Raw genomic sequence first — 25,327 nt, forward strand, 5'->3', positions numbered from 1 at the left:
GCGCCATGCCCCTCACCGCTCTCCAGGGCCCTGAACTCGAACCCGGCTTCATGGTGATCCACGGCAATCGCCTGGAGGCGCTGCGCGGCCTGGCGGTGGAGTGGATGCGCCGCCACCCGCTGGGGCCGCTGGAGAACGAGACGATCCTGGTGCAGAGCAACGGCATCAGCCAGTGGCTCAAGCTGGCGCTCGCCGAGGACCGCGCCAACGGCGGCACCGGCATCGCCGCCGCCCTGGACGTGACCCTGCCGGCGCGTTTCCTGTGGCAGGCCTACCGGGCCGTGCTGGGAGAAGACGCGGTGCCGCCGGTCTCCCCGTTCGACAAGCCGCGGCTGGTGTGGCGACTGATGCGCCTGCTGCCCGCCCTGCTCGATTCGCCCACCTTCGCGCCCCTGGCGCGCTTCCTGGAAGACGACGACGATCTGCGCAAGCGTCACCAGCTGGCCGAGCGCCTGGCCGACCTCCTCGACCAGTACCAGGTCTACCGCGCCGACTGGCTGGCGGCCTGGGCGGCGGGCGAGGACGTGATCCTTACCGCCCGCGGCGAGGCACGCCCGCTGGCCGAGGAGCAGGGCTGGCAGGCCGAACTGTGGCGCGCGCTGCGCAATGACATTCTTCAAGCCCAGGGCCCCGAGGGCCTGGCCTCCAGCCGCGCGGCGGTGCACGAGCGCTTCCTCGAGGCATGCCAGGCGCTCGATCCGGCCAGCCGTCCCCCCGGCCTTCCCCGCCGGGTGCTGGTATTCGGCATCTCCTCGCTGCCGGCCCAGACCCTGGAGGCGCTGGCCGCCATGGCGCGGGTCAGCCAGGTGCTGCTCTGCGTGCACAACCCCTGCCGCCACTACTGGGCGGACATCATCGAGCACAAGGACCTGCTGCGCGCCGAGCGCCGCCGCCAGCAGCGCCGCCCCGGCATGCCGGCGGACCTCGCCGAGACCGAGCTGCACCTCCACGCCCAGCCGCTGCTCGCCGCCTGGGGCAAGCAGGGCCGCGACTACCTGCGCCTGCTGGACGAATTCGACGAGCAGCAGGCGTACCGTGGCCTCTTCGAGGGCGAGGCGCTGCGCATCGACCTCTTCGACTCGCCGCTGGGGGAGTCGCCCCAGAAATCCCAGGAAGAAGAGCAGGCCGCGCCCAGCCTGCTGCGCCAGCTGCAGGACGACATCCTCGAGCTGCGCCCGCTCGCCGAGACCCGCGAGGCCTGGCCCGCCGTGGACCCGGCCCGCGACCGCTCGCTGCGTTTCCAGGTCGCCCACAGCGCCCTGCGCGAGGTGGAGATCCTCCACGACCAGCTGCTCGCCGCCTTCAGCGAGGACCCCACCCTCAAGCCCCGCGACATCCTGGTGATGGTGCCCGACGTCGACCAGTACGCCGCCGCGGTGCAGGCGGTGTTCGGCCGGCTGGACCCCGACGACCCGCGCCATATCCCCTTCACCCTCTCCGACCAGGCCAGCCGCCACCGCCTGCCGCTACTGATCGCCCTCGAATCGCTGCTGCGCCTGCCGGAGCTGCGTCTCTCGGTGAGCGACCTGCTCGACCTGCTGGAGGTGCCGGCCATCCGCGCGCGCTTCGGCATCAATGAGGCAGACCTGCCCACCCTGCGCCGCTGGATCGAGGGCGCCGGCATCCGCTGGGGACTCGACGCCCGCCAGCGCCAGAGCCTCGACCTGCCGGAAGGCCTCACCGCCAACACCTGGGCCTTCGGCCTGCGCCGGCTGCTGCTCGGCTATGCGGTGGGCAGTGCCACCGAGGGTCACTGGCAGGGCATCGAGCCCTATGACGACATCGGCGGGCTGGAGGCGGCGCTGGCCGGCCCGCTGGTCACCCTGATCGACACCCTGGAGGCCCAGTGGCAGACCCTGGCCAGGCCCTGCGACGTGGCCACCTGGGGCGAGCGGCTGCGCGGCCTGCTGGAGGCCTGCTTCCTGGCCGATTCCGACCAGGACCTGATGGCGCTGACCCGGCTCGAGCAGGCGCTGGAAGCCTGGCAGGAGAGTGCCGAGGAGGCCGGGCTCACCGAGCCCCTGCCGCTCTCGGTGGTGCGCGAACACTGGCTCGCCCAGGTGGACGAGGCGAGCCTCTCCCAGCGTTTCCTGGCCGGGGCGGTGAACATTGCCACCCTGATGCCGATGCGCGCCATCCCCTTCCGCCACGTCTGCCTGCTGGGCATGAACGACGCCGACTACCCGCGGGTCCAGCGCCCGCTGGACATCGACCTGATGGCCCAGGACTACCGCCCCGGCGACCGCTCGCGCCGCGAGGACGACCGCTACCTCTTCCTCGAGGCGCTGCTCTCGGCCCGCGACCGGCTGAGCATCAGCTGGGTGGGGCGCAGCATCATCGACAACACGGAGCAGCCGCCCTCGGTGCTGCTCGGCCAGCTGCGCGACCACCTGGCCCGGGGCTGGCGCTTATCGTGTAGAGCGTCACCCGGGCATGACGACGATGACGGCAAGGCGCTGCTGGCCGCGCTGACCACCGAGCATCCGCTGCAGCCGTTCAGCGCCGAGTACTTCCGTGGTGCGGCATCGGGCACCGGTGGAGAGGGATCCAGCCTTTTCACTTACGCCCACGAGTGGCGCGAACTGCACCGCCCCGACGCCGAGCCCGCGCCGGCACCGGCCGCGGAGCCGCCGATGGCCCCCTTCCGGCAGGAGGTCCCGCTGACGCTGGCCCAGCTGGGCGCCTTCCTCAAGGCGCCGGTGCAGGCCTTCTACACCACCCGGCTCAAGGTCCATCTGGAAACGGAGGCCATGGAGCGGCTCGACCATGAGCCCTTCCGGCTTGATGGCCTCGACCACTGGCAGCTGCAGCACGTGCTGATCGAGGCGAGTCGCGAGGCGGTGGAGGCCGGCGAGCCCCATGAGCCCGCCATGCTGGCCACCCTGGAGCGCCTCGAGCGCCAGGGCCGCCTGGCCATGGGCGGCTTCGCCGAGCGCATGCGCGACGATCTCGTCGAGCCCATGGACACGCTCTTCGCCGACTACCGCCAGGTGCTCGAGGCGTGGCCCCACGCCCTGGACGAGCCGCTCGGTGTCTCGCTGGACCTGCAACGGGAGCTGGGCGAGGGCCTGGCACTGGAGGACTGGCTGGGCGAGCTGCGCGTCAACGACGCCGGCGAGCGCTGCCGGGTGCTGCTTATCACCAGCAGCCTGGTCAAGAAGAACAAGTACCAGTGGCGACACTGGCTCACCCCCTGGGTGGCCCACCTGGCCGGCCAGCTGGAGGGCCCCATGACCACCCGGCTGCTCTCCCGCGCCGGCGGCGGCACCCTGGCCCCGCTGCCCGCCGAGGAGGCTCGCGCACACCTGGCCGACATCGCCGCGGCCTGGCAACACGGCATGGTCACGCCCCTGCCGCTGGCCCGTGACACCGCCTTCGCCTGGCTGGAGAAGGGCGGCACCCCCCAGGCCATGACCCGCTGGCTCGCCGGCGCCGCCGACGAGGAGAGCGAGAAGGCCTGGAAGGCCGCCGACACCGCCTTCCACGGCAGCGGCTACAACAACGACCATGGCGAGCGCGGCCGCGACCCCTACCTGATGCGCCAGTGGCCGGAGCTGGAGGTCATGCTGCGGTCCTCGGAGGGCGGCGGCTTCGCGGTGCTGGCCGAGCGGCTCTACGCCCCGCTGCTGCGCGCGGTGAAGACGCCGAAGGAGAAGAGCCCCAAGGGGAATGGCGACAAGGGCAAGGGAGGCCAGGCATGAGCGCACAGGACCAGACGCCCCCGACCCTGGACCCGATCCACCTGCCGCTCACCGGCAGTCGGCTGATCGAGGCCAGTGCCGGCACCGGCAAGACCTTCACCATCGCCCTGCTCTACGTGCGCCTGGTGCTGGGCCCGCGGGACGAGGCCGACGCCGAGAGCTTCCCCCGCGCCCTCACCCCGCCGGAGATCCTGGTGGTGACCTTCACCAACGCCGCCACCCGGGAGCTGCGCGACCGCATCCGCGCCCGGCTGGTGGAGGCGGCGGATGCATTTCTGGCGTCAAGGAATGGAGACGGATCGTCGGCGGCAGGCCCCGAAGTGTCGGACCATCGAGGAGGCGCTGTGAACCCCTCCCTGGGCGCTACCGACGCCATCCCTGGCGTAGGACCTCCTCTTCGGCCTGCCGCCGACTCTGCCACGTCCAGCTCGAACGATAGCCCGACGGGAGACCTCTTCGACGAACCGCCAGTGGATAACTTGGGCTCAGTGGATAATTCCTCCGCTGGCTCCGCTCCCTCCAGCGACCCGCTGCTGGCCCTGCGCGACAGCTACCCCCGCGAGCGCTGGCCCGCCTGCGCCCGCCGCCTGCAGCTCGCCGCCGAGTGGATGGACGAGGCCGCGGTCTCCACCATCCACTCCTGGTGCCACCGCATGCTGCGCGAGCACGCCTTCGAGAGCGGCAGCCTCTTCTCGCTGGAGATGAACCTCGACCAGTCGGAGCTCGAGCTCGAGGTGGCCCGGGACTACTGGCGCAGCTTCTACTATGCCCTGGACGCCGAGGCCCTGGCGGTGGTCACCCGCTACTGGGAGACGCCCGATGCCCTGTCCGAGGACGTGCGCCGCCTGCAGGGCGACGCCGACCTGCTGCCCGACGCCCCGCCCCCCGCGGGCGCCCTGGCCAGCATGCAGGCCGAACGCGCACGGGTACTGGGCGAGCTCAAGGCGCCCTGGTCCGCCTGGCTGGACGAGCTCGCCGAGCGGCTGGAGACGGCCGCCGCCGCCAAGGCCTTTGACCAGCGCAAGCTCAACAGCCGAAGCCGTGCCGGCTGGCTGGGGGCGCTACGCGACTGGGCCCACGACCCCGAACTCGCCACGCCGGCGCTGACCGACACCGCCTGGAAGCGCCTGACACCGGAGGGCATCGCCGAAATCTGGCAGCAGGGCGAGCCGCTGGACCACCCGGCCCTGCACGCCCTGGCCGAGCTGCCGGGGCGGCTCGAGGCCCTGCCCGATGCCCACGCCGACCTGCTGGCCCACGCCGTGCACTGGATGGCAGAGCGCCGTGAGCGCATGCAGCAGCGCCGCGCCGAGCTCGGCCCCGACGACCTGCTCGAGCGCCTCGACCGCGCCTTCGAGGGCCCCGCCGGCAAGGCGCTGGCGGCCCACGTGCGTCGCCAGTTCCCGGTGGCCCTGGTGGACGAGTTCCAGGACACCGACCCGGTGCAGTACCGGCTCTTCGACCACGTCTACCGGCTGGCCCGGGCGCCGGATCCCGAAGACCCCAGCGCCGTCCTGCTGATCGGTGACCCCAAGCAGGCGATCTACGCCTTCCGCGGCGCCGACATCCACACCTACCTGCAGGCGCGACGCGACACCGCCGGGCGCCACGTGACGCTCAGCACCAACTTCCGCTCGGCCACCGCCATGGTGGAAGCCGTCAACCGGGTGTTCCGCTTCGCCGAGGCCCACCCCGCCGGCCGCGGTGCCTTCCTGTTCAAGACGCCCGAGGGCGACAACCCGGTACCTTTTTTACCCGTGGTGGCCAAGGGCAGGAAGGACGCCCTGACCCGCGATGGCGAGCCGCTGCCGGCCATGACTCTGTGGCATTTGACGGGCGGGCATCTACCGGGCGACGAGACCGAGGGGCCGAGCGATGGACTCAGCAAGGGCGCCTACTTCAAGGAGATGGCCGCGCGCTGTGCCACCCGGATGGCCGAGCTGCTGCGCGAGGGCCAGCAGGGCCGCACCGGCTTCGGCGCGCCGGGCGAACCCTTCCGCCCCCTGAAGCCCTCGGACCTTGCCGTGCTGGTCAACAACGCGGGCGAGGCCAGGGCGATCCGCGGCGCGCTGCTCGAGCGCGGCATCAAGAGCGTCTACCTCTCCGACAAGGAGGGGGTATTCGAGACGCCCGCGGCCCTGGAGCTGGAGGTGTGGCTCGCCGCCTGCGCCGAGCCCGACAGCGAGCGGCGCCTGCATGCGGCACTGGCCATGCCCAGCCTGGGGATGGGCCTCCACGATCTCGACGCCCTGCAGCACGACGAGCTGGCCTGGGAGGAGCGCGTGCTGCAGTTCCGGGCCTACCACCGCCAGTGGCAGCGCCAGGGCGTGCTGCCCATGCTGCACCGACTGCTGGCCGACTTCGCCGTGCCCACCCGGCTGCTCAGGAGCGCCAGTGGAGAGCGACACCTCACCGACCTCCTGCACCTGGGCGAGCTGCTACAGCAGGCCAGCGCCGAGCTGGACGGCGAGCACGCCCTGCTGCGCCACCTCAGCGAGGCCCGCAGCCAACCGCCGGCGCAGGCCGACACCCACCGCCTGCGCCTGGAGAGCGACGCCGACCTGGTTCAGGTGATCACCATCCACAAGTCCAAGGGGCTGGAGTACCCGCTGGTCTTCCTGCCCTTCATCTGCGCCTTCCGCGAGAAGAAGGCCACGGACCTGCCGCTCACCTGGCACGACGAGGCGGGCCGGCGCCACCTCTCGCTGGAGGCCGACGAGACGGTGCTGGCCCGCGCCGACGACGAGCGCCTGGGCGAGGACCTGCGAAAGCTCTACGTGGCCCTGACCCGCGCCCGCCATGCCACCTGGCTGGGCATCGCCCCGCTCAAGGGACTGGAGCGCAGCGCCATCGGCCAGGTGCTCACCGCCGGTGCACCGCTCTCGCCGCTCTCGACAGACGGCCTGCTGGATGCGCTCTTCCCCCTCGCCCAGGGGGCAGAGGAGACGGAGCTGTCGGTGGAGCCGGCGCCCGAGCCCGATGCCCTGGTGGTGCCCATCGAGACCGGCAGTGAGGCGCTGCGCGAGGCACTCACCCCCGCCCGCCGCGCCCGGGAGCACTGGTGGATCGCCAGCTACTCGGCACTGCGGCTGGGCGTCGAGCGCATAGGTGTGGGGGAGGAAGCGCCCGAAACAGCGACCTTGCCAGAGCCCGAGACCGCGCTTTCCATGGAAGAGCCCGAAACCGCTCTTGAAGCCACCGCCCGGGAGATGCGCGACGAACCCCAGGACCCGGCCCAGCCTGCCCAGCAGGCGAGTGACGGTTCGCTCCACCGCTTCCCCCGCGGCCCAGCGGCCGGCACCTTCCTGCACGGCCTGCTGGAGTGGGCCGGGCACGAGGGCTTTTCACGGCTGGCCGCCGAGCCCGAGCGCCTGGACGACGCCCTGGCGCGGCGCGCCAACCTGCGCGGCTGGCGCGAGCGCATCCCGGCGCTGCAGGCCTGGCTGCGTGGCCTGCTGGAAAGCGAGCTGCCGGTGCCGCAGGCCCCGGAGGGGGCGGTGGCGCCGCTGCGCCTGGATCGGCTGGAGAGCGCTCACTACCAGGTGGAGCTGGAGTTCTGGTTCGCCGCCCACAAGGTCGACACCGCCCGCCTGGACGCCCTCGTGAGCGCTCACACACTGGACGGTGCCGCTCGCCCGGCACTGGAGCGCGACCGGCTCAACGGCATGCTCAAGGGCTTCATCGACCTGGTGGTGGAGCACGAGGGTCGCTTCTACGTGCTCGACTGGAAGTCCAACCACCTGGGCCGCGACGACGAGGCCTACGCCGAGGCGGCCATGGCGGAGGCGGTGCGCGAGAAGCGCTACGACCTGCAGTACTGTCTCTACCTGCTGGCCCTGCACCGCCTGCTCAAGTCGCGGCTGCCGGACTACGACATCGACCGCCACCTGGGCGGGGCGCTCTATGTCTTCCTGCGCGGCCAGCACGCGCCCTCCCGCGGCGTGCACCGCGAGCGCCCGCCACGAGAGCTGATCGAGGCGCTGGACGCCCTGTTCCGCGACGCCGATGCCACTCCGGAGACCAGCCATGAGTGACCACCCGCATACCGCCCATGCCGCCACCGCCGAGGCCCTGCACGATACCGAGGCACTGTTCGCCCTGCTCGACCGCTGGGTGGCCCGCGGCTGGTTGCGGACCCTGGACCGCGCCTTCGCCGCCTTCCTGGCCCGGGAGGTGCCCGATGCTTCCGCCCCGCTGCTGCTGGCCGCGGCGCTGGCCAGCCATCAGCTCGGCCGCGGCCATGTCTGCCTGGATCTCGAACGCACCCTGGCCGAACCGGACCTGGCGCTCTCGCTGCCGCCGGAAGGCGACAGCCTGGAGGACCCGCCGCCTAGGCCCAGCCAGCTGCTCGGCGAGCTTGCGCTGGCCGACTGGCAGGAAGCGCTCACTCACCCGCTGATCGTCGGCCACGGCCCGGGCAACACCCCGCTGGTGCTCGACGGCCCCCGGCTCTACCTGCGCCGCTACTGGCAGCACGAGCGCTCGATCCAGCAGCATATCGCCGCCCGGCTGGAGAGCGGCGCCAACGACGCCCACAACACCGACACCCTGGCCCAGGCCCTCACCGCCCTCTTCCCCTCCAGCGACACCCTGGACTGGCAGAAGGCCGCCTGCGCGCTGGCCGCCCGCTCGCCCTTCGCAGTGATCACCGGCGGCCCCGGCACCGGCAAGACCACCACCGTGGTCAAGCTGCTCGCCCTGTTGCAGACCCTGGCGCTGGGTGGCGGGCAGCGAGCGCTGCGCATCCGCCTGGCCGCCCCCACCGGCAAGGCCGCCGCACGGCTCAACGAATCCATCGCCGGGCAGGTCAGCTCATTGCAACTGGATAGCCTGGCCCCACTGCTGACTGCCTCCGAGAAGGATGAGGGCAGCAACCCATTGTGGGAGCCCAATTTATTGGGCGATGGCGGTGTCAGCAGGCTCAGATCCGCCATCCCCACGAAGGTCACCACCCTGCACAGGCTTCTCGGTTCAAGGCCCGATACCCGCCACTTCCGCCACAACGCCCGCCACCCGCTGCCGCTGGACGTGCTGGTGGTGGACGAGGCCTCCATGGTCGACGTGGAGATGATGGCCGCCCTGCTCGATGCCCTGCCGCCCCGTGGGCGCCTGGTGCTGCTGGGCGACAAGGACCAGCTCGCCTCCGTGGAGGCCGGCTCCGTGCTGGGCGACCTGTGCGCGCGGGCCGAGGGCGGCCACTACACGCCCGAGACCGCCGACTGGCTCGCCGAGGCCACCGGCCAGGCGCTGCCCGCGGGGATGCGCGACGCCGAGGGTGCCCCGCTGGACCAGGCCATCGCCATGCTGCGAGTGAGCCACCGCTTCGATGCCGAGAGCGGCATCGGCCAGCTGGCCGGCGCGGTCAACCGCGATGAACCCGACAAGCGGAAGCGCGAAGCTATCCGTGGCGTTCTCGACCACGGCTATGCCGACCTCTCCCACCTGAAGCTCGAGGCCGACCACGACCGCAGCCTGGAGCGGCTGGTGGCCTCGGGCCACGCTGCGGGCTTCCCGAATTCAGGCGAGGGCCGCATGCTGCGCGGCCAGCCGCTGCCGCCGCCGGTGGGCTATCGCCACTACCTGGAGGTAATGAAGGCCGCCGCGCCCCAGGCGGGCGCGGATGGCGAGATCGACCGCGAGGCCCTGGACGACTGGGCCCGCGCGGTGCTCACCGCCCACGGCCAGTTCCAGCTGCTCTGCGCCCTGCGCCGTGGCCCCTGGGGCGTGGAGGGGCTGAACGAGCGCATCCGCACCGCACTGGAGCGGGAGGGGCTGATCGACACCGGCGATGGCCGCCGGCTCTGGTACCCCGGCCGCCCGGTGCTGGTGACCAGCAACGACTATGGCCTGGGGCTGATGAACGGCGATATCGGCATCACCCTGGCGCTGCCGCAGCCTACAAGCTCCAGCGATGGCGCAAAACGCGGCCCCGCGCTGCGCGTGGCCTTCCCCGCCGGGGACGGCAGCGGCCAGATCAAGTGGGTGCTGCCCAGCCGCCTGCAGGCGGTGGAAACGGTCTACGCCATGACGGTGCACAAGTCCCAGGGCTCGGAGTTCACCCACACCGCCCTGCTGCTCCCCGATGCCCCCAACCCGATCCTCACGCGAGAGCTGGTCTACACCGGCATCACCCGCGCCAGGCACTGGCTCACCCTGGTCGAGACCGGGCGCGGCCAGCTGATGGAGGCGGTGGAGAGGCGCGTGATGCGGGTGAGCGGGCTCGGGAGGTCGTCAGCTCACTGACGTTGCATTCAGCACCAGGTCACCAAGCGCGGTGTCCTCAGCCAGCGGCCGGTGGAGATCCTTGATGAAGCACTGATGCATCATCGCCAGGCGCTGCGGCACACCTGACCCGCGTTTGGAAAACGGGGTTGTCTCTGCCAGCATGATCCGCCCATACATCCTGTGCTCGGATGACGGCGCTGCTTTCCTGGCGCACCCTGCTGCACTGACGCTCTCGGCGGCGCTTTCATCCTTCTTGCAGCGAGCTGAACCACAGGAGGCCCGCATGAAACCCCGTCAATCGACGCTACCACCCCTGGATCCGTCACGCGTTGCCACGATCGAGGCATTCGGTGGAACCATCACCCCGCTGGATCCTCTGGGTGCGCAGGTAGAGGGCATCGACTTGTCATCCAGGGACGTGCCGCCACCCGAGATTCTCGAAGCACTGGAGCACGAGATGGCGAACCGCGGGTTTCTTGTTTTCAAGAACGAGAAGCCATTGGATGCCGATGATTTTCTCCGGGCCAGCTGTTGGTGGGGCGGCAGGGAATTGCACAGCACTCATGGCGTCCATCCGGCGACGCCTGGCGGCAATCAACATATCTTCCGCCTGTCGAACGATCAGCGTCACGGGATCCCGGGTGTGGGACCGCAATGGCACAATGATGGCAGCTTCAACGCAGACACCTTTTCACACTCGGGCTACCACATCATTCGGCCGGCCGAAAAAGGCGGAGGGACATACTTCGCCCATCAGGGTGCCGCCTATGATGCTCTCCCGGAGGATCGAAAGGAGTACTGGAGCCGTCTTTCCTCGGTGAACTCCGCGTCGGGCGTCGTTCACCCCGTGGTGCATGAGCATCCCATATCCGGTCGCAAGTGCATCTGGTTGCATCTGGGCATGACAGGGGCGGTGATTGAAAAGCTACCCGATGAAGATGCCTTTCGCCTGTTGAATGCCGACGAAATGAAACGGCTCTGTCATGAATACAACGACATCCTGAATGCCGGGCTGGAGGATGGATACGCCACCGCCTACGAGTATCAGGAAAACGACTGCGTATTCATCGACAACCTCGCCGTTGCGCATCGGGCGGCGCCCGAGGCCCATTTGCCGGTCGAGGAGCAGGGCTTGCGGATCATGCACCGCAGCACCGTTCGCGGCGTGCAAGACCTGGCGCCGGGATTCGGGCTGCCGCAACACGTCGATATTCAGGGGCCCAATCCATTAGGCGAAGGGGTCTGGAAAGGCGGCGGTATCGGCTTTCGATGGGAAGATGGCATTCCCATGCAGAACTGAACGACGCGGTGGCGCAACGGGTCAGCGGGCCACGAGCCGGATGAGCGTTGGCACCCGCCCGTTTTCCCGTCATCTAGAAACGCTTATATTACAATGTGCCGGCAGGAGGGATGCTCACCCCGAACGCCAGAACGGTGAAGTCTTCTATAACTACTGGACGGGGAGAGTCGGCCGTTGTCGTCACCCATGACAAGCCAACGTCTGAGCCGGCTGACCGGTCAGTTTCTCGAGCCAGGCAGGGAAGCGCTGTATCGCCAGGACATCGCGCCCAGGGTTCGCCTCGAGTCCGGCCTGGCGCTCTGCGTGGCGGCCCTGGTCTTCGGCATGTTTGCCATCTCCGACTACCACTACACCGGCGTCAGCACGGAGCTCTATCTGCTGCTCGCCATGCGCCTGATGGTGGTGGCCTCCTGCCTGGTGCTGGCCTTCGTCATCGGACGCGTCGGCGACTATAACCGCAGGGTGTGGCTGCACGCCCTGCCCCTCTGGATACTGGCGACGGCCATCATCCTGATCGTTCCCCTGCGCCCCGAGAGCCTCCCCACCCAGGTCACCGCGGTGGCGGTGGCCACCATGGCGTTCTACCTGCTGATCCCCAACCTGCTGCCCGTCGTGGCCATCGCCAGCCTCTACCTGAGCCTGGGCTTCCTGGCCTCAGCGGTGATGGTGGCGGACACTCCTGCCGTGGTGGCACTGCGCATATCGCTGCTGCTGATCATGACCAACGCCGTGGGCTTCTTTGCCCTGCTGCGCCTGGAAAAGCTGCAGCGAAAGCAGTTCGCGCTCCTGCAGGAAGAGCGTGTCCAGAACCACCAGCTGGTCGAGGAAATCTCTCACCGCAAATCGCTGGAAGCCCAGCTGCGCAGGGTCGCCGAACGGGATGCGCTGACGGACCTCGACTCCCGCAGCCACTTCATGACGCGAGCTGAGGCGCTGCTTCGGCGCTCGCGGCATGAACAAGCGCCCTTCAGCCTGATGATGATAGACGTGGACCACTTCAAGGCCATCAACGATACCTGGGGGCACAGCCAGGGCGATCGGGTGCTGGCCGCGATCGCGGAAACCTGCAAGCGATCCCTCCGGCCCCAGGACGTGATCGGGCGTTTCGGGGGCGAGGAATTCATCGTCGCCCTGCCGGACACTCACCTGAAGGACGCGCAAATGGTAGCGGAACGGCTGCAGAGGAAGGTCGCCGAGCTGCCGGTGAGGGAGGAGATGCCCGAACACCGCCTGACCGTCACCATCGGTATCGCCGGGGTTCTCGCCGAGGAGACCGACTTGGCCGATCTGATAAACCAGGCGGACCAGGCCCTATACGCCGGCAAGCACGGCGGCAGGAACCGGGTCGTGATGAGTCAGGAAGTGGAAGACGAGGCGTGATGGGGTAGCCATCGGAGAAGTCGCAAGGCTATGTGAAGGCTGTGGCATTGCCCTATTGTGGCCCCTTCTCCCGCAAGGAGCACTGCTGAGGGCAGAGCGTTGGTCACGGCCGAGGCCGACGTCGGCGATATCGCCCCCTCGACAGTCGCCGCGAACCGTTGCGAAGCCTACGTCACACACCACCAAACAGCCTGGCAAACAGCTCGGTCCGAGATCGGGTCCGCGCCTGCGTCAGTGCCCGTTGATGGCCAGATACAGCCCCGAGAGGCCGACGAGGATCAGGCTCAACGCCCAGACCAGATCGAGGTTGAACCATGTGCGCTTCAGAAACCTGAGCCCGAGGTAGTAATAGGTCCCTGCGGCGATCACGCCGCCGGCCACCGTCATGGCAGCGGTATGTGCCAGCGCCACGACGAACGCCGAGCCGATGTTGCGCCCCATCAGTTCGCGCGCGGCCGCGTGGCCGGCCTCGCCCTGCTCAGTTCCGGAAATGCCCAGGTAGATCGGCAGCAGCATCAAGCCGGCACCGTGCGCCATCGCGGCGAGAAACGACCAGAGCACCAGGCGCGAGGGATGCACCCGGGCAAGAATCCTCGGATGCCGGCGATTGATCAGCAGGTAGGCGCCTGCGGCAATCACCAGTGCTGCGGCGCCGACGCGGATTTCGGTCTGCCAATCGAGCAGTACGGTCATCATGGAGAAGGGCAGCAGGATCGCCAGCATCGCCAGAAGGTGGCCGGCCGCCAGCGCCCCGAGCGCCTTGACCATGGCCTGGCCCCGCCCGTCCATCAAGCTGGACGATACGGCAAGCGGCCACCCCATCCCGGGATTGACGCCGTGATAGAACCCGGAAAGCAGGACGGCCCCCCAAAGGGCCGTCACCGTGCCCGCGTCGAGCCCCATTCAGAGGTTGGGATAGCAGAAACTGTCGGTCGAGCAATCACCGCCCTCAAGCCGGATCTGGTGGGCGCGATAGCCCTTGGGGAAATCGACGTAGAAATCGGGATCGAGCGTCAGACCGCCATTGTCACCGACACGGGCCATGACCATCTGGCCTCCCTCCTGCCCGGGATAGAACTGATTGTCCCATGAGGAATAGAGCGAGTTGGTCCAGTAGACCCGTTTGCCGTCGCGGCTGATCTCGACCATCTGCGGGCCAAAGGCGAAGGCCCCGCCGCCTGGATGGGGCGTGCCACGGCCGATGCCGCCCAGTTCCACCTTTCCGGTCAGGACCGGGTTCATGGGGTCCGACACGTCATACTGGTGCATCTCGCCCAGGCCCCAACAGGCCACGTACAGGTACTTGTCGTCGAGACTGAGATCGATATCGGTGACCAGCGGTGGCACCGCCTCGAATCCCTGCAGGAGCGGCGGCAGGTTTTCCGCCACCTCGGGGCGCGGATCGATGGTGATGGTCTTTTTGGACTGCCAGGTGCCATCGTCACCGCGCCACCAGGTGAAGATCGCGCCTTGCAGGTTCGTGGTGTCCACGACAATGCCGCAAAAACCGTAGGATTTCTTCGGGTCGTGCGCGGGCCGAATCTCCAGCGCCATCTGGTAGTTCTCGCCGAAATCCATCGTCTGGATATTCTTGCGCCGGCGCAGATCCCAGAAGTGGATCGAATGGCCGTACTGGTTCGCCAGAAGATCCTCGGCGACGATGCCATTCTCGAACTGCGGCGGCAGCCCCCATTCGGAACTGACCATGTAGTCCTGCGGCAGGTTCCACCAGAAATCGTAATGCTTGTCCTGCTTGCCCCGGTCCATCTCGTAACGGCCGAGGATCTCGAAGGTCTCGCAATCCATGATGAAGACGCCGGGCGGTCCGTCCGTGCCCTCCGCGCCGCCGCCACCGAGTGTCGAGACATAGATGCCCTCGGGCCCGCAATGGACGGTGTGGGGGCGCGAATAACCGGTCTTCTCGAAAACCTCTTCGGGCTCGATGATCTTGTGGATCTTCGCGTCGAGCGGGTCTTTCACGTCGATCACGTAGATGCGCGAGGAGCGGATCCCCGGCACGATCAGGTAGCGGCGCTCGAGGAAGGCATGACCGGACATCGGCGACAGCGACGAGGAACAGGCGTTCCAGCCGAAATGATGGAACTCGTCGCCTGTATAGGGCATGGCCAGGGTGTGCACGATGGTGCCATAGCGGTCGGAGTCCGGATTCAGATCGACCACGGCGAGCGCGTCCGGTTGCGCGCCGTCCGGGCTGAGCATCACGGTGAAGCCATAGTTCTCCACGGGCGCCTGCATGGCCAGCTGCGCCGTGGCGTGGAATGTCGGGTCGGGTCGAAAAGTCATGGTGCCCTCCCTTGGAAAGGACAGGAAATCCACCTGCGTCGTTGACAAGACCACCGCAGTCCCAGGATCGCTCCACCGAGGCGGCCGTGCGCCTGTAGGCGCTGCGGGCGAGCAGCGCCGGAAAACGGCCACGCTTGCCGGCGGCCCCGCCATACCAGCGAGTCTAGGACACTCCGATCACCTTCGCCTGCCTGCCCAATCCGAAGGTAGACACCGTTTTCGCTCTCTACCGCTGACCCCGTTTCCGCTGCCCCCGTTTCCGCTGCCCCCGTATCCATGGCTCAGTCGCCGGAATGCGCGTCCATTCTCGATTCCAATGCCTGCCTGGTCGAGGTCGGCATTGACGTCGACTTGCGCGTCTTCTTGACGAAAAAAGACCTCTGTCACCTCGTAGGTGGCATGCACATCACGCGTAACCACTGCATAACAAGTACTAGACGGAGCGTTCTATGATTAGGCAAACGTGCGGGCACGTTTGCGCGACAAATGTAGCCTGCCAAGGTTATCTCAAGCCATTGATCCCTATATTTATTAATTAATATTAGGCTATATATTCAAAATTCTCACGCCCGATGCCTTTTCCGAAATGGACGCTTCGGGTTGCCAGCTGCCAAAATCTATTCATCAGCATAGACTAACATTACTCATTCGGCCAGAAGCGGTCTTTTAGTGAGTACTGATATAATTCGGAGCGGCAATCCTGTCCGGCGTAGGCCCAGTCAGCGAACAGGGACGAAACCACTCGAGCGATATTTTATGCGCTCGTTCGACGAATACGAGTCACCAATTAACGTCGTCCTATCGAGTAGAAAGGTGTCCCTTATTTTCTGCTTATATCTGGCCTTATCTGGCGAGTCAGGCAGTCTATTGCAGAGACTCCAGAATGAGGATGAGCGCGATATTGACCCATCGGAAAGTTAGCCGGCTATTCGCTCAAGTCTTGGTGCTTTGATCGCTCCTCTCGACGCCGCTTGCGAATGGTGCTGGACTTTATAAATGGCAGTAATTTCAGCAGGGCCGTGACAATGCGTGATCGATAGTACTCGACGCGAACGATGAAGCGGACAGCCCAGTGTTCCTTCCCCAGCTTGTCCTTGGCCGCTGTCATCGCTGCATTACTGCCGGCGTTGCGGACGCTGGACAGGCGGAATAATTCAATCTGTCGGAGCAGCGCCGATTGTCGCAGCAGTGGCAGTGGGCGGAGAAGTCTTGCCAGCCGAGTGGACTGGAGTATCTCGTGCAGCATTGGAAAGGAAAACAGGATAATCAATACCGACAGCCAGTTGTCTTTTGTAGTTTGCCAGCGGTTTTGCGAGATGGCCATATAGAAAGCATATTCGACCATAAATACTGCCCAGATCAGCCAATCGGCGACAGTGATCAGGGGGTGTTCCACTTCTAACCAGTATGCAATCGTCAGCGGTATTGTAAGTATGGCGGCAATGATGACCGCAAAGATCAGGTAATTGCTGAGCGACTCTTCACGCGCAGATCCAAGCTTCAGTCGCATCGGGTCTCTCCCGCTACCCTGAATGGCCGCAAAGGGTCGAATGCTGAATCCATCACACGTTGAGCATGTTTTGGACCATCCTATACATTCCATCCGTGGAGGTCCATGCCATGAACGTTTCAGAAACCAATACCCGCGAACCATGGAACAAAGGCAAGCTGGTTGGTCAGAAAACACCTTTTCGCATCAAAGACATCTGGGCCATTCGTGTCCGGCTGCAGCTTGCTGAGAAGGTACGAGACTTGGCGGTTTTCGAGCTGGCAATCGATAGCAAACTACGCGCCTGTGACTTGGTGGCTTTGCGTGTCCGAGATGTGACCCATGGTGACCATATATCGTCAAGAGCCACTATAATGCAGAAGAAGACGAAGAGACCGGTACAGTTTGAGATAACCGATCAAACTCACAATGCTCTAAAAACATGGATTCTACGTGCCAAGCTTCGAAACGAGGACTACCTATTCCCAAGCCGTTCGAGCAGGATAGATCACCTGTCTACGCGACAGTACGCCCGGATTGTTAAAAGCTGGGTAACCTCTATCGGGCTGGACCCATCAGCCTATGGCACTCACACTCTTCGACGAACTAAAGCAACTCTAATCTACCGCCGAACAAAAAATCTGAGAGCAGTTCAGCTGTTATTGGGCCATACGAAGCTTGAAAGCACTGTTCGATACCTTGGCATTGAGGTAGATGATGCATTAGAAATGTCCGAGAAAACTGAAGTATAAGAAAGAATAGCGACGACCTAATTTTTGGTCGTCGCTATTCGGCCAGAAGCAGTCTTTTGCCACATTCTTATATAACGCCCTGGGTGAGCTGCGCTGCTTTGCCACGTAGGCTCCACACCGTTGTTAGTCCCGAGCACCAAACGCCTCATGGAACGTGACCACTCCGCTGGGGAACGATGGTCCAAACGACAATGCCTGAAAATACTCCGGTGGCACATCAGAAAGTATCAAGCTGGATTCAGGCTTGAAGCCGAAACGTGAGTAATACGCTGGATCTCCCACCAATACACAGCCCGCCGCGCCCTGCTCCTGCAATAGACGCAGAGCACTCTGCATGAGAAGACTGCCGATGCCTTTTCTTTGAAGTTCCGGCTTGACCGAGATTGGGCCGAGCCCATACCAGCCCTCAGAACCATCCGAGATCGAAACCGGCGATACCGCCACATGGCCTACGACTTCTCCCTCCTGCTCAGCCACGAGCGAGATGGCAAGGGCACCAACCTTACGCAGGGCATCAACAATGAACTGTTCGGTATGCGCCGTGTGCGGTGCGTTGCGGAATGCAGCGCGCGTTAGGTCGTGGACGGCCGCAGCATCTGAAGATAACTCCTGACGGACAACCAGGTTCATCGCACATTCTCTCTTGGGGCTAAGAGTTCAGAACTTCCTGGGAAGGCCGCTTTGGGTCGCCAACAGTCTATATTGACCATACATGCATAGACTGATATTCTGCAACCGCCCAGAAGCGGACGATTGATCAAATCTAATATAACGCTTGAGCTATCGGGCGTCGTAAGGACGTGCCGACTTAAAGAGCAATTAGGAAAATCACTCCTCCACGAGAAGCTCGCCTACTTCATTCAGTACATGTAGGAAAACAGCAAGGTTGCCAAGCCCCCTCTGTCAGGATTGATGTCGTGTGCCCGTGAAATTCTGAAGCGTGGGAAGGGGAGTCAAATTCCACGGTTAATCGAAGGGTTGCGGCCAGTCCTACGTGGACGAGCCAGCTACTTCATTCTGGAAGTGTTTGATCAATGGCTGCCGACTGCATTGCGTGATAAGGCGACAGTAGAAGTGTCCCAGAACCCGGCGTCGGAAATGACAGGTGCTGATTTCAGATGTCAATCTTGCCCGGTGGTGTGAGAGGACGGGGGAGGCAACTCCCCCTCCTATTCGGTGCGTGATCGAGCAGTTTAGAACTTGAACAATGCACCGATGGAAAACAGATCAATGTCATTGTCAATATCATACCACTCCCACTCACCGACAATACCGAGCTGGTCAGTGAACATATATTGACCGCCGAGGCCATACATGAGGTCGGTGCCATCGTCGTTAATGCCGGAAGCAGCACCGCCCCCTTTAACATCCCACATAATCATTCCGAACTTGCCGAACACGCCGAACTGCTCGTTGAGCGGCAGAATGCCTTTCGCAGCGAGCGTCCAGCCGTCCGCTTCGGCGCTGACTGCCGAATCGTCTTCGGATCCACTGATCTCACCAAAATCTACCCAGGCGGCCTCGAAGGCGATATTCGAATTCATCTCCCAACCGCCGAAGATCTTCCAGCTGGTGTCCTTATCGTCGCAATTGGTGACACCATCGCACGCATCGATGGTTGCCTGCCCGATGCCCGCTCCACCATAGAAGCCATTCTCTGCGAGGGCATTGCCCGTCAGACCCAGCGTCAACAAAATGGCACCAATGATTTTCGTTTTGTTCATGACCTGCTCCTAATAGCAGCCCCGCAAGAATCATCCGGACAAACCTTTTATACCTGCTGTGCAACAGTATAGTGTAATTCGACTGACCTTCCCCTCTACCTGAATCCGAGAGGCCGACCCTGGAATGCATCTAACCCACTGACCTGCATGGCAATATAGCGGATATCGCCATTCGCCCAGAAAGTACTATGCGGCAGCGCTTTCAGATCACCGGTGTCGACAGCATCGATAGCCGCTTCCCCACCACCTGTGCATGCGCACCAGCGACGTGGTCAAGAGCTACCTGGGCCTGCCGTGTCTGAGCATGAGCGACTATGACGCTATCCTTCCGCCGCGACAAGCCCTTCCAGCAGCTGCTGCCCCTGCAAAGGTGCCGAGCACGGCGACGCTACGACAGCGGCTTCGACAGCCAGGAGCACCTGGCGCTTCTGGAACAGCAGCGGCTGGCCTTTGCCGCCATGTCAGCTTTGGGTCGCGAACAGTCAATAATGATTCCATCAGCATAGGCTAACATTCCACATTCGGCCAAAAGCAGACGTCCAGCACATCCTGAATGAGGTGTGACGCTTATTAGCGTCAGCTGCATCGCCTTTGTAAGGTGTCGAGTCTCGGATGTTCAGCTGAGCTAAGGATAAAGCCCGGTATACCCACCTCCTTAGCCTCGGCGCAACAATGGCTCGAGGTGCTGTCGATATAGTTGGACGAGATCTATGCCAAACCCCGCAATGTTGGGCTGAAGAAGCAAGACATTGCTTTGAACTTCCTTGGCGGTTGCAATTTCGCGATAAGTGACCTCGACGTAGAGGTTGTTTTTTCTAATGCGGTCTTCCATGCCTTGGTCAAGCCGCTCCTTGATCTGTTTTTTCATGTCTTCATTATACAGCGATTGGGCAATTCGGGTGATTGACGAGCCGTAAAGTGAAGAGACTTTATCTCTCTCCTGAAACGAACGCTCTTGATACGCGGTCTTCGCAAACGTAATAGGATCCTTCTTATTCTCCGAGAGCAACAGAGATGGGTGAGCTACTACGAAATCTTTTAGGAAATCGCACCTTGCCAGAAACTCGTCCAAGAGAAAGTTTGCAATCGCCTCGAGAGTCATCGTTGAGTAGGTAATTCCTCGAGAGTTCATCTCCTGAAGGACCTGCGTAGTCATCTTCGGTATCTCGCGATTTCGCTCAGTGAATTCTTGATCAGCGATTTCTTTAAGGTAGTGCTTAAGCATAGGTATCATGCCCGACGCCTGATATTGATTAGTCAGCCGGCACGGATATCCTGATGAACGTGCCAGCAGCATTTACTTCCATGTCAGCTTTGGGTCGTCAGCTGCCAGCTGCTGTTTATCAGCATAGACTAACGTTCCCCATTCGGCCAGAAGCAGACGTTGCAATCATGCTGATATAACGCTTAGGTAACCGGCGCCGGAGCGCCAGCGTAGGGAACCAAAAGCGGTACGCTTTTGGCCTCCGGTTGACCGTATTGTTCGACCACTGCTTACACTGACATCCATCCCGAAAACGTTCTGAAAAAGGGGACACTGATTAGAAGATAGACTACGATAACAACAAGTTGTGTAGCTATAAATACGAGTCTGTTCTTAAATTTCTGACTCAAGAAAAGTGGCAAAAACAATAGCAAATTGATGACCAATGAGGCGGCAATAAAGATAAACCTCCACGCCAGTAGCGAGTCTAAAACGCCCAAGGACCAGTATGAGACGACTAAGGGAATGATCACTGGCAGCAGGGCTTTCGCCGGGAATGGCAATGGGCCATGTTGAATATACTTTGCCAGAGCGAAGCTGAGTGTGGTCGCGAGCACTGCGGTGATCAGATATGGATATGCGTGGGACTTCTTCATTTTCTCGTGGCTCGAACGCGAAGCTTAGCGGCGCCCTTGCAATGGAGGCGAAGCCGCAATGAAAAGGGCGTCCGGCGGACATCGGCCGCGCACAACAGCGACTGGTTAAATACAGGCTTACTCAGACCCTGAGTCCCATGAATAGCTGGCATTTTTACCTTTTCCCTTACCGAGTTTTTTGCGGTCAATCATCCGGGATTCAAACTTAAAGCTCTCGTCTATTTTGACAACGAGTAGCTTGTTGAAATTGCCTGCCCTCTTGACCACTACCTTACCTTTACCTTTTTCAGGGGAAATCGTCTTGATCTCTACCCAGTCATTCCCCATGCGACCATCTGAGCCGGCCATACCAGGGCGATGGCGCTCGATCCCATATTTAATCTCAGCGTAAAGCTCACCGAGCTCTCCCCAAATTTGAAGGTAACGACCAGTGAGCTCGTAGTACTCTGCTGCGGAATAAACCAAATCCTCAAACACCTTGATAATTTCGATGGGTGCATTGGGAAACTCAGCCTTGAGGTCTTGCTCGTGCAATTGACCATTAATCCACTCCCAGCTGATCCATTCGCCATCATCACAAATGCCATCAGATGGATCGCTGATGGGAAGTCCTGTCATTGCACACCGCATCTCGGTGCCTCCCTGTATTTAACACCCGCATTTGCGGCTAGTTTGGAGCGCAGCGGAAAACCAGTCCGACAACATGCGCTTGTTATACGTTCCTATGCAACAGTAAACATGCTTAATTTTTGGATAAATATAGGCATTAGTCGCTCTCGTTCTACATTGTACTGCCACAACGATTGGCCGAAGCTTCTTATTCGATCATTTTCATCCAGCTGTTCAAACTGCTCATCCGTTATAAGCGAAAACTTAAGCCACATTGTTAAAAACTGCAGCCTTCTCAAATTTCTATCTTCTTGATCATGCTCAGATAGCCCAGTCTTTTGGCAAAGCTCTTCGTAGGTTATTTTTTGATGTAAGAGAGCCTCATACACGGATGGATCAACTACTTTTATAACGGCCAGAAAAGAAATTACTGGGACAAGCCTAAGTTGATTTTCTGATGAAGATGCGTAAAAAACAGCCAGATTTGTGTAGACCCGCTCAAGTTGGCGTAATGACAAATTAAAGTGCATTGCGAGCACGTCCAAGGAATCCAATAGATTGCGGCCATCTCCCCACGTTTCAATTTCATGTATATCGAAAAGTCTTTTATTGTACTGATTGATATCGCTATAGTGACGGTCACCAATTTTCTTGGGGATCGCAGTTTCTATGTTAATGAATTTTTGAAGATAAGTGTGCGCATCTATGTTTTCTCCGTAAACACACTTAACGGCTTCTTCAAGCTGCTTTCTATGCATGACGAGCACAAATACAACATTCTTCACAGAAAATAGATGCTTAACTTTTTCGATTAGCTCTACGGCGTAAGTGGGTTTACATCGATCCAGCTCATCGATAATTATTACGAGAGGCTTGTCACCTTCAGGACTAAGAAGGCTTGGCATTTCCGATAGTAAGCTTTTAAATGACTGAAGCAGCTCTACATCTTGCTTGTGTGATGCTAGCCTTTCACCAACAAAGTCTCCTACGACTGTAGACAATCCTTTAGCTACATCGGATTGGATATCTTTTAATTCTTCTATGTCACTATTCTTTATTGCACCCAATGTGGCTGCTTTAATTCCGACCTTAGCAGTCCAGGATAACAATTGAACTCCAACGTGCTTTGCCTTTTCACTAAATTCCTTTGACCTTTCAGAATCCGAGCTTACAGAATTCTCTTCAATATATGTTGTAATTGCACTAGCAACAGCAATAAATGCATCATCTATATAATCGTTTGCAAAAGCATCAATATATATACTAGGCACCTCCGCCTGGTTAAGCATGCCTTGCCACATTTTTACAAACGTAGTCTTTCCTTCACCCCACTTTCCATCGAGAGAGATAACAAGCTCATCGCTTGACTGAGAAACTAAATTCAATAGAGATTGACCAAAATTACTTCGACCAAGGACATCTTGCTCGAATGCCTCATCTTCTCCGACGATAATCGGGGGGGTAACGATGTTCATTTATACTCCTTTACGTATAACAGGTATTAGACCGCACGGTCTGATATCGGATGAACGCGCATGCACGTTCAACAATGTTATACTGCACGCCACCTTCCTCCTAACCCATTGAAATTCATAAATAACAAGAACAGCTCGGCTACATAACACTAGTCACCGCGCATGCCGCATAACAAGGATGAACGAGCATGCTGCCTTTGCCGTCATGGCTGCTTAGGGTCGTCAGCTGCCAAACGGCTTTCATCAGCATAGACTAACATTCCTCGTTCGGCCAGAAGTGGTCTTTGAGTGAGAGCTAGTATAACGCCGCTAATCAACGGAAATTTCGGAGCGCAGCGGAGAAAATTGTCAGAGTGAATTTGCATTGTTATGTTTTAATACTGTGTGATGATGTGATCAATTGCATTCGCGGCAAAACGTTTGTTTAGCTTATCAATCAGCTTTCTTCTTGAAATGTTGTAGTCTCCGGCTCTCTCGTCCAATTGCCTCGGATTACTCGTAATCTTTTTCTGATCTCGCTTGAAACTCTGGTATATGCTTTCAACCATCTTCTCAATATCAGTGATGAATTTTGAGTAGGCTTGGTCCCCAATCATGCTTGACGGTATCGTTTGGACGAGGACTGTCTTTGACCAGTTGTCATGCAAGACCCCAACTTTCAAAAATGCCTTGATAGAGACAAGTGCGGATTCAAAGTTCTGGTAGTTCCTTTCGAGGAGAAAGTCCTCAGTAAAAGCAGGGCGGTCAAAAGCAAGACGTACGGCTGCCAGATGATTTTTCAGTTCAGCTTGGCCAAAGTGCTCCCTGAATGATTCGTAGCTTGATGTCATTACGGATTGGAAGCGATTGATGTCTCGATTTATGTCGTCCCAGAACCAAATCTGCAATCTGAATGGATGAGCTTTATGAGAATTCAGGTTTATGACGTGATCTTGTAGCTTAGTGTCGATTCTTGCCGTGGTAGCGATAATCAATAAATCTAAAGCAGGAGAGAATTGTTGAGCTTTGATAATTTCCGCGTCGATAATTGTTGTAGTCAATGATTCTTTTTTGGTTTCTTTGCATTGCAGACCAATATGCTTATCAAGGTGGTCTTGCGCATATACATCGATACCTTTCTGCGCTTGCCCCAGACGCCCATATTCTTGGACTGAACTTTCAAGAAATCGAACTCGAGCCACTTCTACAATTAGGTCTTGGAAGTCTTGCCAATTCGAGGGTGGTGGTAAAAAAACTTGCAATTGGTTCATAAGGTGCTCTTAGGCTGGCCCATTTCCGACTAATGTAAAAATATAACGCTTGGCTTTGCGGCGCACCGTAGCGCTCGCGGAAGTGCGTCCGACAACAGCCATTTGTTAAGGATCGATCTTTTTTCTATATCTTGGTGGTCGGCCGAAAGCCTGCCGGAGTTTCGAAATGCCTTCACCCAAGGGAGGAAGCTCTACTGACAATGGCCCAAGCTTATACTTGCCCCCCGACACCACGACAGCTATAGCCAGTATGATGGCAACCCCCGAGAAGACTATGGTGAGAGGGTTATCCCTCTTAATATCAACGATACCCAAAGTCTTATCGCCCAGGTCAGCATAGGCAAGTGATGTAATATCCCGCCAGTCAAGATCTTTCAGCTCTAGCTCTACCTCATTAATTAAAGGACGCAAGCCCTCATAATTTGGGAAATCATCATCCGAACTATCAACATGAAGAGCCGCTGCGTAAAGCGCACGGAAATGGTAAAGAAACTCAGTTAATTCGGCAACATCAATTGGATTTCCATCGGTTTCAATAACCACTTCAAGTGTTTGAGTATCTTGCATTTATTGTCCTTTCCCTGATAGTGAAACGAGATTCTTAACAGGTACTAGAAGGCCTGCTTGTTGAATTTCTTGAACGAGCACGCGAGTTCAAGAATATTATGCCGCGCGCACGCAGAGGGCCTAATGTACTGAAATATCGAATATTAAGTATAGCTCAACCACATAGACCCAATCACCGCGCATGATGCATAACCCCGGTGAACATGCTTGCTGCTTTTGCCACCGTGCTCCCTCCCCTTTCTGGGATGTCCGCTTCGGGTCGAAACCGGTCATTCAACTTCTTCATCATAAAATGCCAATTTCCCAGCAAGCGTCTCCATTCCGCCAATAGGCTGCTGATAACTCCAAGCCACATCCTTGTGCTCACCAAATGAGAAACACGAGGCATCGCCCTTGAACGGGCAGTGGGTCACGGTCTCGGAGGGGGTCAGCAGGTCCATCCGTACGTCGTCGCGGGGAATATACTGCCGTGGCGGGTAGCCGCGTTCTCGGAGTTCGATGGCGCGGGTGGTGTCGGCCAGCAGGGTGCCGTCGATGACGACCCGCACCCGGCTTGAATGCGGGTGCAAGGTGATGCGCGCCGCGGGGGCATCAATCATGGTCGTTCCCTGTATGTTTTTTCTAATATGCCAGCAGGGTAGCAGTCAGCCTCTCCGGCGCCGATGGCCAATCGCTTACATCGAAGGTATAG

At 60.8% G+C, this 25,327-nt stretch carries 18 protein-coding genes and 1 pseudogene; 7 read left to right on the plus strand and 12 right to left on the minus strand.

What is annotated here, in order from left to right; genetic code table 11:
- The first annotated feature begins 5 nt into the window (after positions 1–5).
- From recC to recD, 3 genes are read left to right on the plus strand one after another with little or no spacing between them, the layout of a single operon-like run.
- Positions 6–3,701 carry an exodeoxyribonuclease V subunit gamma gene (gene recC / locus QLQ86_RS11145; protein ID WP_282816977.1) on the plus strand — a complete coding sequence of 1,232 codons (3,696 nt, stop codon included), beginning with the start codon at positions 6–8 and terminating at the stop codon, positions 3,699–3,701.
- Positions 3,698–7,735 (plus strand): exodeoxyribonuclease V subunit beta, encoded by a 4,038-nt coding sequence (gene recB / locus QLQ86_RS11150; RefSeq protein ID WP_282816978.1) that lies wholly within the window; start codon positions 3,698–3,700, stop codon positions 7,733–7,735. Before recC ends, recB begins: the two co-directional genes overlap by 4 nt.
- Positions 7,728–9,944, plus strand: coding sequence for an exodeoxyribonuclease V subunit alpha (recD, locus tag QLQ86_RS11155; RefSeq protein ID WP_282816979.1), 2,217 nt, complete (start codon positions 7,728–7,730; stop codon positions 9,942–9,944). The genes recB and recD overlap by 8 nt, the downstream gene beginning before the upstream one ends.
- Here recD and QLQ86_RS11160 read toward each other — a convergent pair.
- On the minus strand, positions 9,933–10,088 hold the full coding sequence (locus QLQ86_RS11160; protein ID WP_282816980.1) for a hypothetical protein: 156 nt from the start codon (positions 10,086–10,088) through the stop codon (positions 9,933–9,935). The two genes, recD and QLQ86_RS11160, sit on opposite strands and share 12 nt — an antisense overlap.
- Before the next feature lie 121 nt (positions 10,089–10,209).
- On the opposite strand from QLQ86_RS11160, the gene QLQ86_RS11165 reads away from it, so the two are divergent.
- The gene (locus QLQ86_RS11165; RefSeq protein ID WP_282816981.1) at positions 10,210–11,226 is read left to right on the plus strand and encodes a TauD/TfdA dioxygenase family protein; all 1,017 of its coding nucleotides are present in this window, start codon (positions 10,210–10,212) and stop codon (positions 11,224–11,226) included.
- 186 nt (positions 11,227–11,412) lie between these two features.
- Positions 11,413–12,606: a GGDEF domain-containing protein gene (locus tag QLQ86_RS11170; RefSeq protein WP_282816982.1), complete on the plus strand. Its 1,194-nt coding sequence runs from the start codon at positions 11,413–11,415 to the stop codon at positions 12,604–12,606.
- Positions 12,607–12,837: 231 nt separating this feature from the next.
- On the opposite strand, the gene QLQ86_RS11175 is transcribed toward QLQ86_RS11170, so the two are convergent.
- The 3 genes from QLQ86_RS11175 to QLQ86_RS11185 all read right to left on the minus strand — a co-directional run bounded on the left by QLQ86_RS11175 (position 12,838) and on the right by QLQ86_RS11185 (position 16,420).
- A complete protein-coding gene (locus QLQ86_RS11175; protein WP_282816983.1) occupies positions 12,838–13,509 on the minus strand; it encodes a hypothetical protein in 672 nt (223 codons plus the stop codon).
- Complete coding sequence (locus QLQ86_RS11180) at positions 13,510–14,910, minus strand: selenium-binding protein SBP56-related protein (RefSeq protein ID WP_282816984.1); 1,401 nt, start codon at positions 14,908–14,910, stop codon at positions 13,510–13,512.
- A gap of 925 nt (positions 14,911–15,835) precedes the next feature.
- The gene (locus tag QLQ86_RS11185; protein WP_282816985.1) at positions 15,836–16,420 is read right to left on the minus strand and encodes an ion transporter; all 585 of its coding nucleotides are present in this window, start codon (positions 16,418–16,420) and stop codon (positions 15,836–15,838) included.
- 110 nt (positions 16,421–16,530) lie between these two features.
- Here QLQ86_RS11185 and QLQ86_RS11190 point away from each other — a divergent pair, with 110 nt between their 5' ends.
- The gene (locus tag QLQ86_RS11190; RefSeq protein ID WP_282816986.1) at positions 16,531–17,151 is read left to right on the plus strand and encodes a tyrosine-type recombinase/integrase; all 621 of its coding nucleotides are present in this window, start codon (positions 16,531–16,533) and stop codon (positions 17,149–17,151) included.
- A 123-nt stretch (positions 17,152–17,274) separates the two neighbouring features.
- Here the strand turns inward: QLQ86_RS11190 and QLQ86_RS11195 are convergent, their stop codons facing one another.
- Positions 17,275–17,781 (minus strand): GNAT family N-acetyltransferase, encoded by a 507-nt coding sequence (locus tag QLQ86_RS11195; protein ID WP_282816987.1) that lies wholly within the window; start codon positions 17,779–17,781, stop codon positions 17,275–17,277.
- A 563-nt stretch (positions 17,782–18,344) separates the two neighbouring features.
- Positions 18,345–18,875, minus strand: a complete 531-nt coding sequence (locus QLQ86_RS11200) for an outer membrane beta-barrel protein (protein ID WP_282816988.1) — start codon at positions 18,873–18,875, stop codon at positions 18,345–18,347.
- Positions 18,876–19,018: 143 nt separating this feature from the next.
- Between QLQ86_RS11200 and QLQ86_RS20200 the strand changes: the two are divergent.
- Positions 19,019–19,293 (plus strand): annotated as a pseudogene (locus tag QLQ86_RS20200) (hypothetical protein); the annotation flags it as partial.
- A 237-nt stretch (positions 19,294–19,530) separates the two neighbouring features.
- On the opposite strand, the gene QLQ86_RS11210 reads toward QLQ86_RS20200, so the two are convergent.
- The 6 genes from QLQ86_RS11210 to QLQ86_RS11235 all read right to left on the minus strand — a co-directional run bounded on the left by QLQ86_RS11210 (position 19,531) and on the right by QLQ86_RS11235 (position 25,235).
- Entirely contained in the window at positions 19,531–20,172 is a 642-nt protein-coding gene (locus tag QLQ86_RS11210) for a hypothetical protein (RefSeq protein WP_282816990.1), read from the minus strand.
- Positions 20,173–20,852: 680 nt separating this feature from the next.
- Positions 20,853–21,353 (minus strand): hypothetical protein, encoded by a 501-nt coding sequence (locus QLQ86_RS11215; protein ID WP_282816991.1) that lies wholly within the window; start codon positions 21,351–21,353, stop codon positions 20,853–20,855.
- 104 nt (positions 21,354–21,457) lie between these two features.
- Positions 21,458–22,819, minus strand: a complete 1,362-nt coding sequence (locus QLQ86_RS11220; RefSeq protein ID WP_282816992.1) for a KAP family P-loop NTPase fold protein — start codon at positions 22,817–22,819, stop codon at positions 21,458–21,460.
- Between the two features lie 374 nt (positions 22,820–23,193).
- Positions 23,194–24,069, minus strand: a complete 876-nt coding sequence (locus QLQ86_RS11225; RefSeq protein WP_282816993.1) for a hypothetical protein — start codon at positions 24,067–24,069, stop codon at positions 23,194–23,196.
- A 105-nt stretch (positions 24,070–24,174) separates the two neighbouring features.
- Positions 24,175–24,636, minus strand: a complete 462-nt coding sequence (locus QLQ86_RS11230) for a hypothetical protein (RefSeq protein ID WP_282816994.1) — start codon at positions 24,634–24,636, stop codon at positions 24,175–24,177.
- A gap of 269 nt (positions 24,637–24,905) precedes the next feature.
- A complete protein-coding gene (locus tag QLQ86_RS11235; protein WP_282816995.1) occupies positions 24,906–25,235 on the minus strand; it encodes a DUF427 domain-containing protein in 330 nt (109 codons plus the stop codon).
- Positions 25,236–25,327: the final 92 nt, after the last annotated feature.

Source organism: Halomonas rhizosphaerae (genome assembly GCF_030012485.1).
GTDB classification, from domain to species: Bacteria; Pseudomonadota; Gammaproteobacteria; order Pseudomonadales; family Halomonadaceae; genus Halomonas; species Halomonas rhizosphaerae.

Coding starts and splice junctions, on each gene's coding strand:
- recC (WP_282816977.1), top strand. CDS start 6: ATGCCCCTCACCGCTCTCCAGGGCCCTGAACTCGAACCCGGCTTCATG.
- recB (WP_282816978.1), top strand. CDS start 3,698: ATGAGCGCACAGGACCAGACGCCCCCGACCCTGGACCCGATCCACCTG.
- recD (WP_282816979.1), top strand. CDS start 7,728: ATGAGTGACCACCCGCATACCGCCCATGCCGCCACCGCCGAGGCCCTG.
- QLQ86_RS11160 (WP_282816980.1), bottom strand. CDS start 10,088: ATGCTGGCAGAGACAACCCCGTTTTCCAAACGCGGGTCAGGTGTGCCG.
- QLQ86_RS11165 (WP_282816981.1), top strand. CDS start 10,210: ATGAAACCCCGTCAATCGACGCTACCACCCCTGGATCCGTCACGCGTT.
- QLQ86_RS11170 (WP_282816982.1), top strand. CDS start 11,413: ATGACAAGCCAACGTCTGAGCCGGCTGACCGGTCAGTTTCTCGAGCCA.
- QLQ86_RS11175 (WP_282816983.1), bottom strand. CDS start 13,509: ATGGGGCTCGACGCGGGCACGGTGACGGCCCTTTGGGGGGCCGTCCTG.
- QLQ86_RS11180 (WP_282816984.1), bottom strand. CDS start 14,910: ATGACTTTTCGACCCGACCCGACATTCCACGCCACGGCGCAGCTGGCC.
- QLQ86_RS11185 (WP_282816985.1), bottom strand. CDS start 16,420: ATGCGACTGAAGCTTGGATCTGCGCGTGAAGAGTCGCTCAGCAATTAC.
- QLQ86_RS11190 (WP_282816986.1), top strand. CDS start 16,531: ATGAACGTTTCAGAAACCAATACCCGCGAACCATGGAACAAAGGCAAG.
- QLQ86_RS11195 (WP_282816987.1), bottom strand. CDS start 17,781: ATGAACCTGGTTGTCCGTCAGGAGTTATCTTCAGATGCTGCGGCCGTC.
- QLQ86_RS11200 (WP_282816988.1), bottom strand. CDS start 18,875: ATGAACAAAACGAAAATCATTGGTGCCATTTTGTTGACGCTGGGTCTG.
- QLQ86_RS11210 (WP_282816990.1), bottom strand. CDS start 20,172: ATGCTGCTGGCACGTTCATCAGGATATCCGTGCCGGCTGACTAATCAA.
- QLQ86_RS11215 (WP_282816991.1), bottom strand. CDS start 21,353: ATGACAGGACTTCCCATCAGCGATCCATCTGATGGCATTTGTGATGAT.
- QLQ86_RS11220 (WP_282816992.1), bottom strand. CDS start 22,819: ATGAACATCGTTACCCCCCCGATTATCGTCGGAGAAGATGAGGCATTC.
- QLQ86_RS11225 (WP_282816993.1), bottom strand. CDS start 24,069: ATGAACCAATTGCAAGTTTTTTTACCACCACCCTCGAATTGGCAAGAC.
- QLQ86_RS11230 (WP_282816994.1), bottom strand. CDS start 24,636: ATGCAAGATACTCAAACACTTGAAGTGGTTATTGAAACCGATGGAAAT.
- QLQ86_RS11235 (WP_282816995.1), bottom strand. CDS start 25,235: ATGATTGATGCCCCCGCGGCGCGCATCACCTTGCACCCGCATTCAAGC.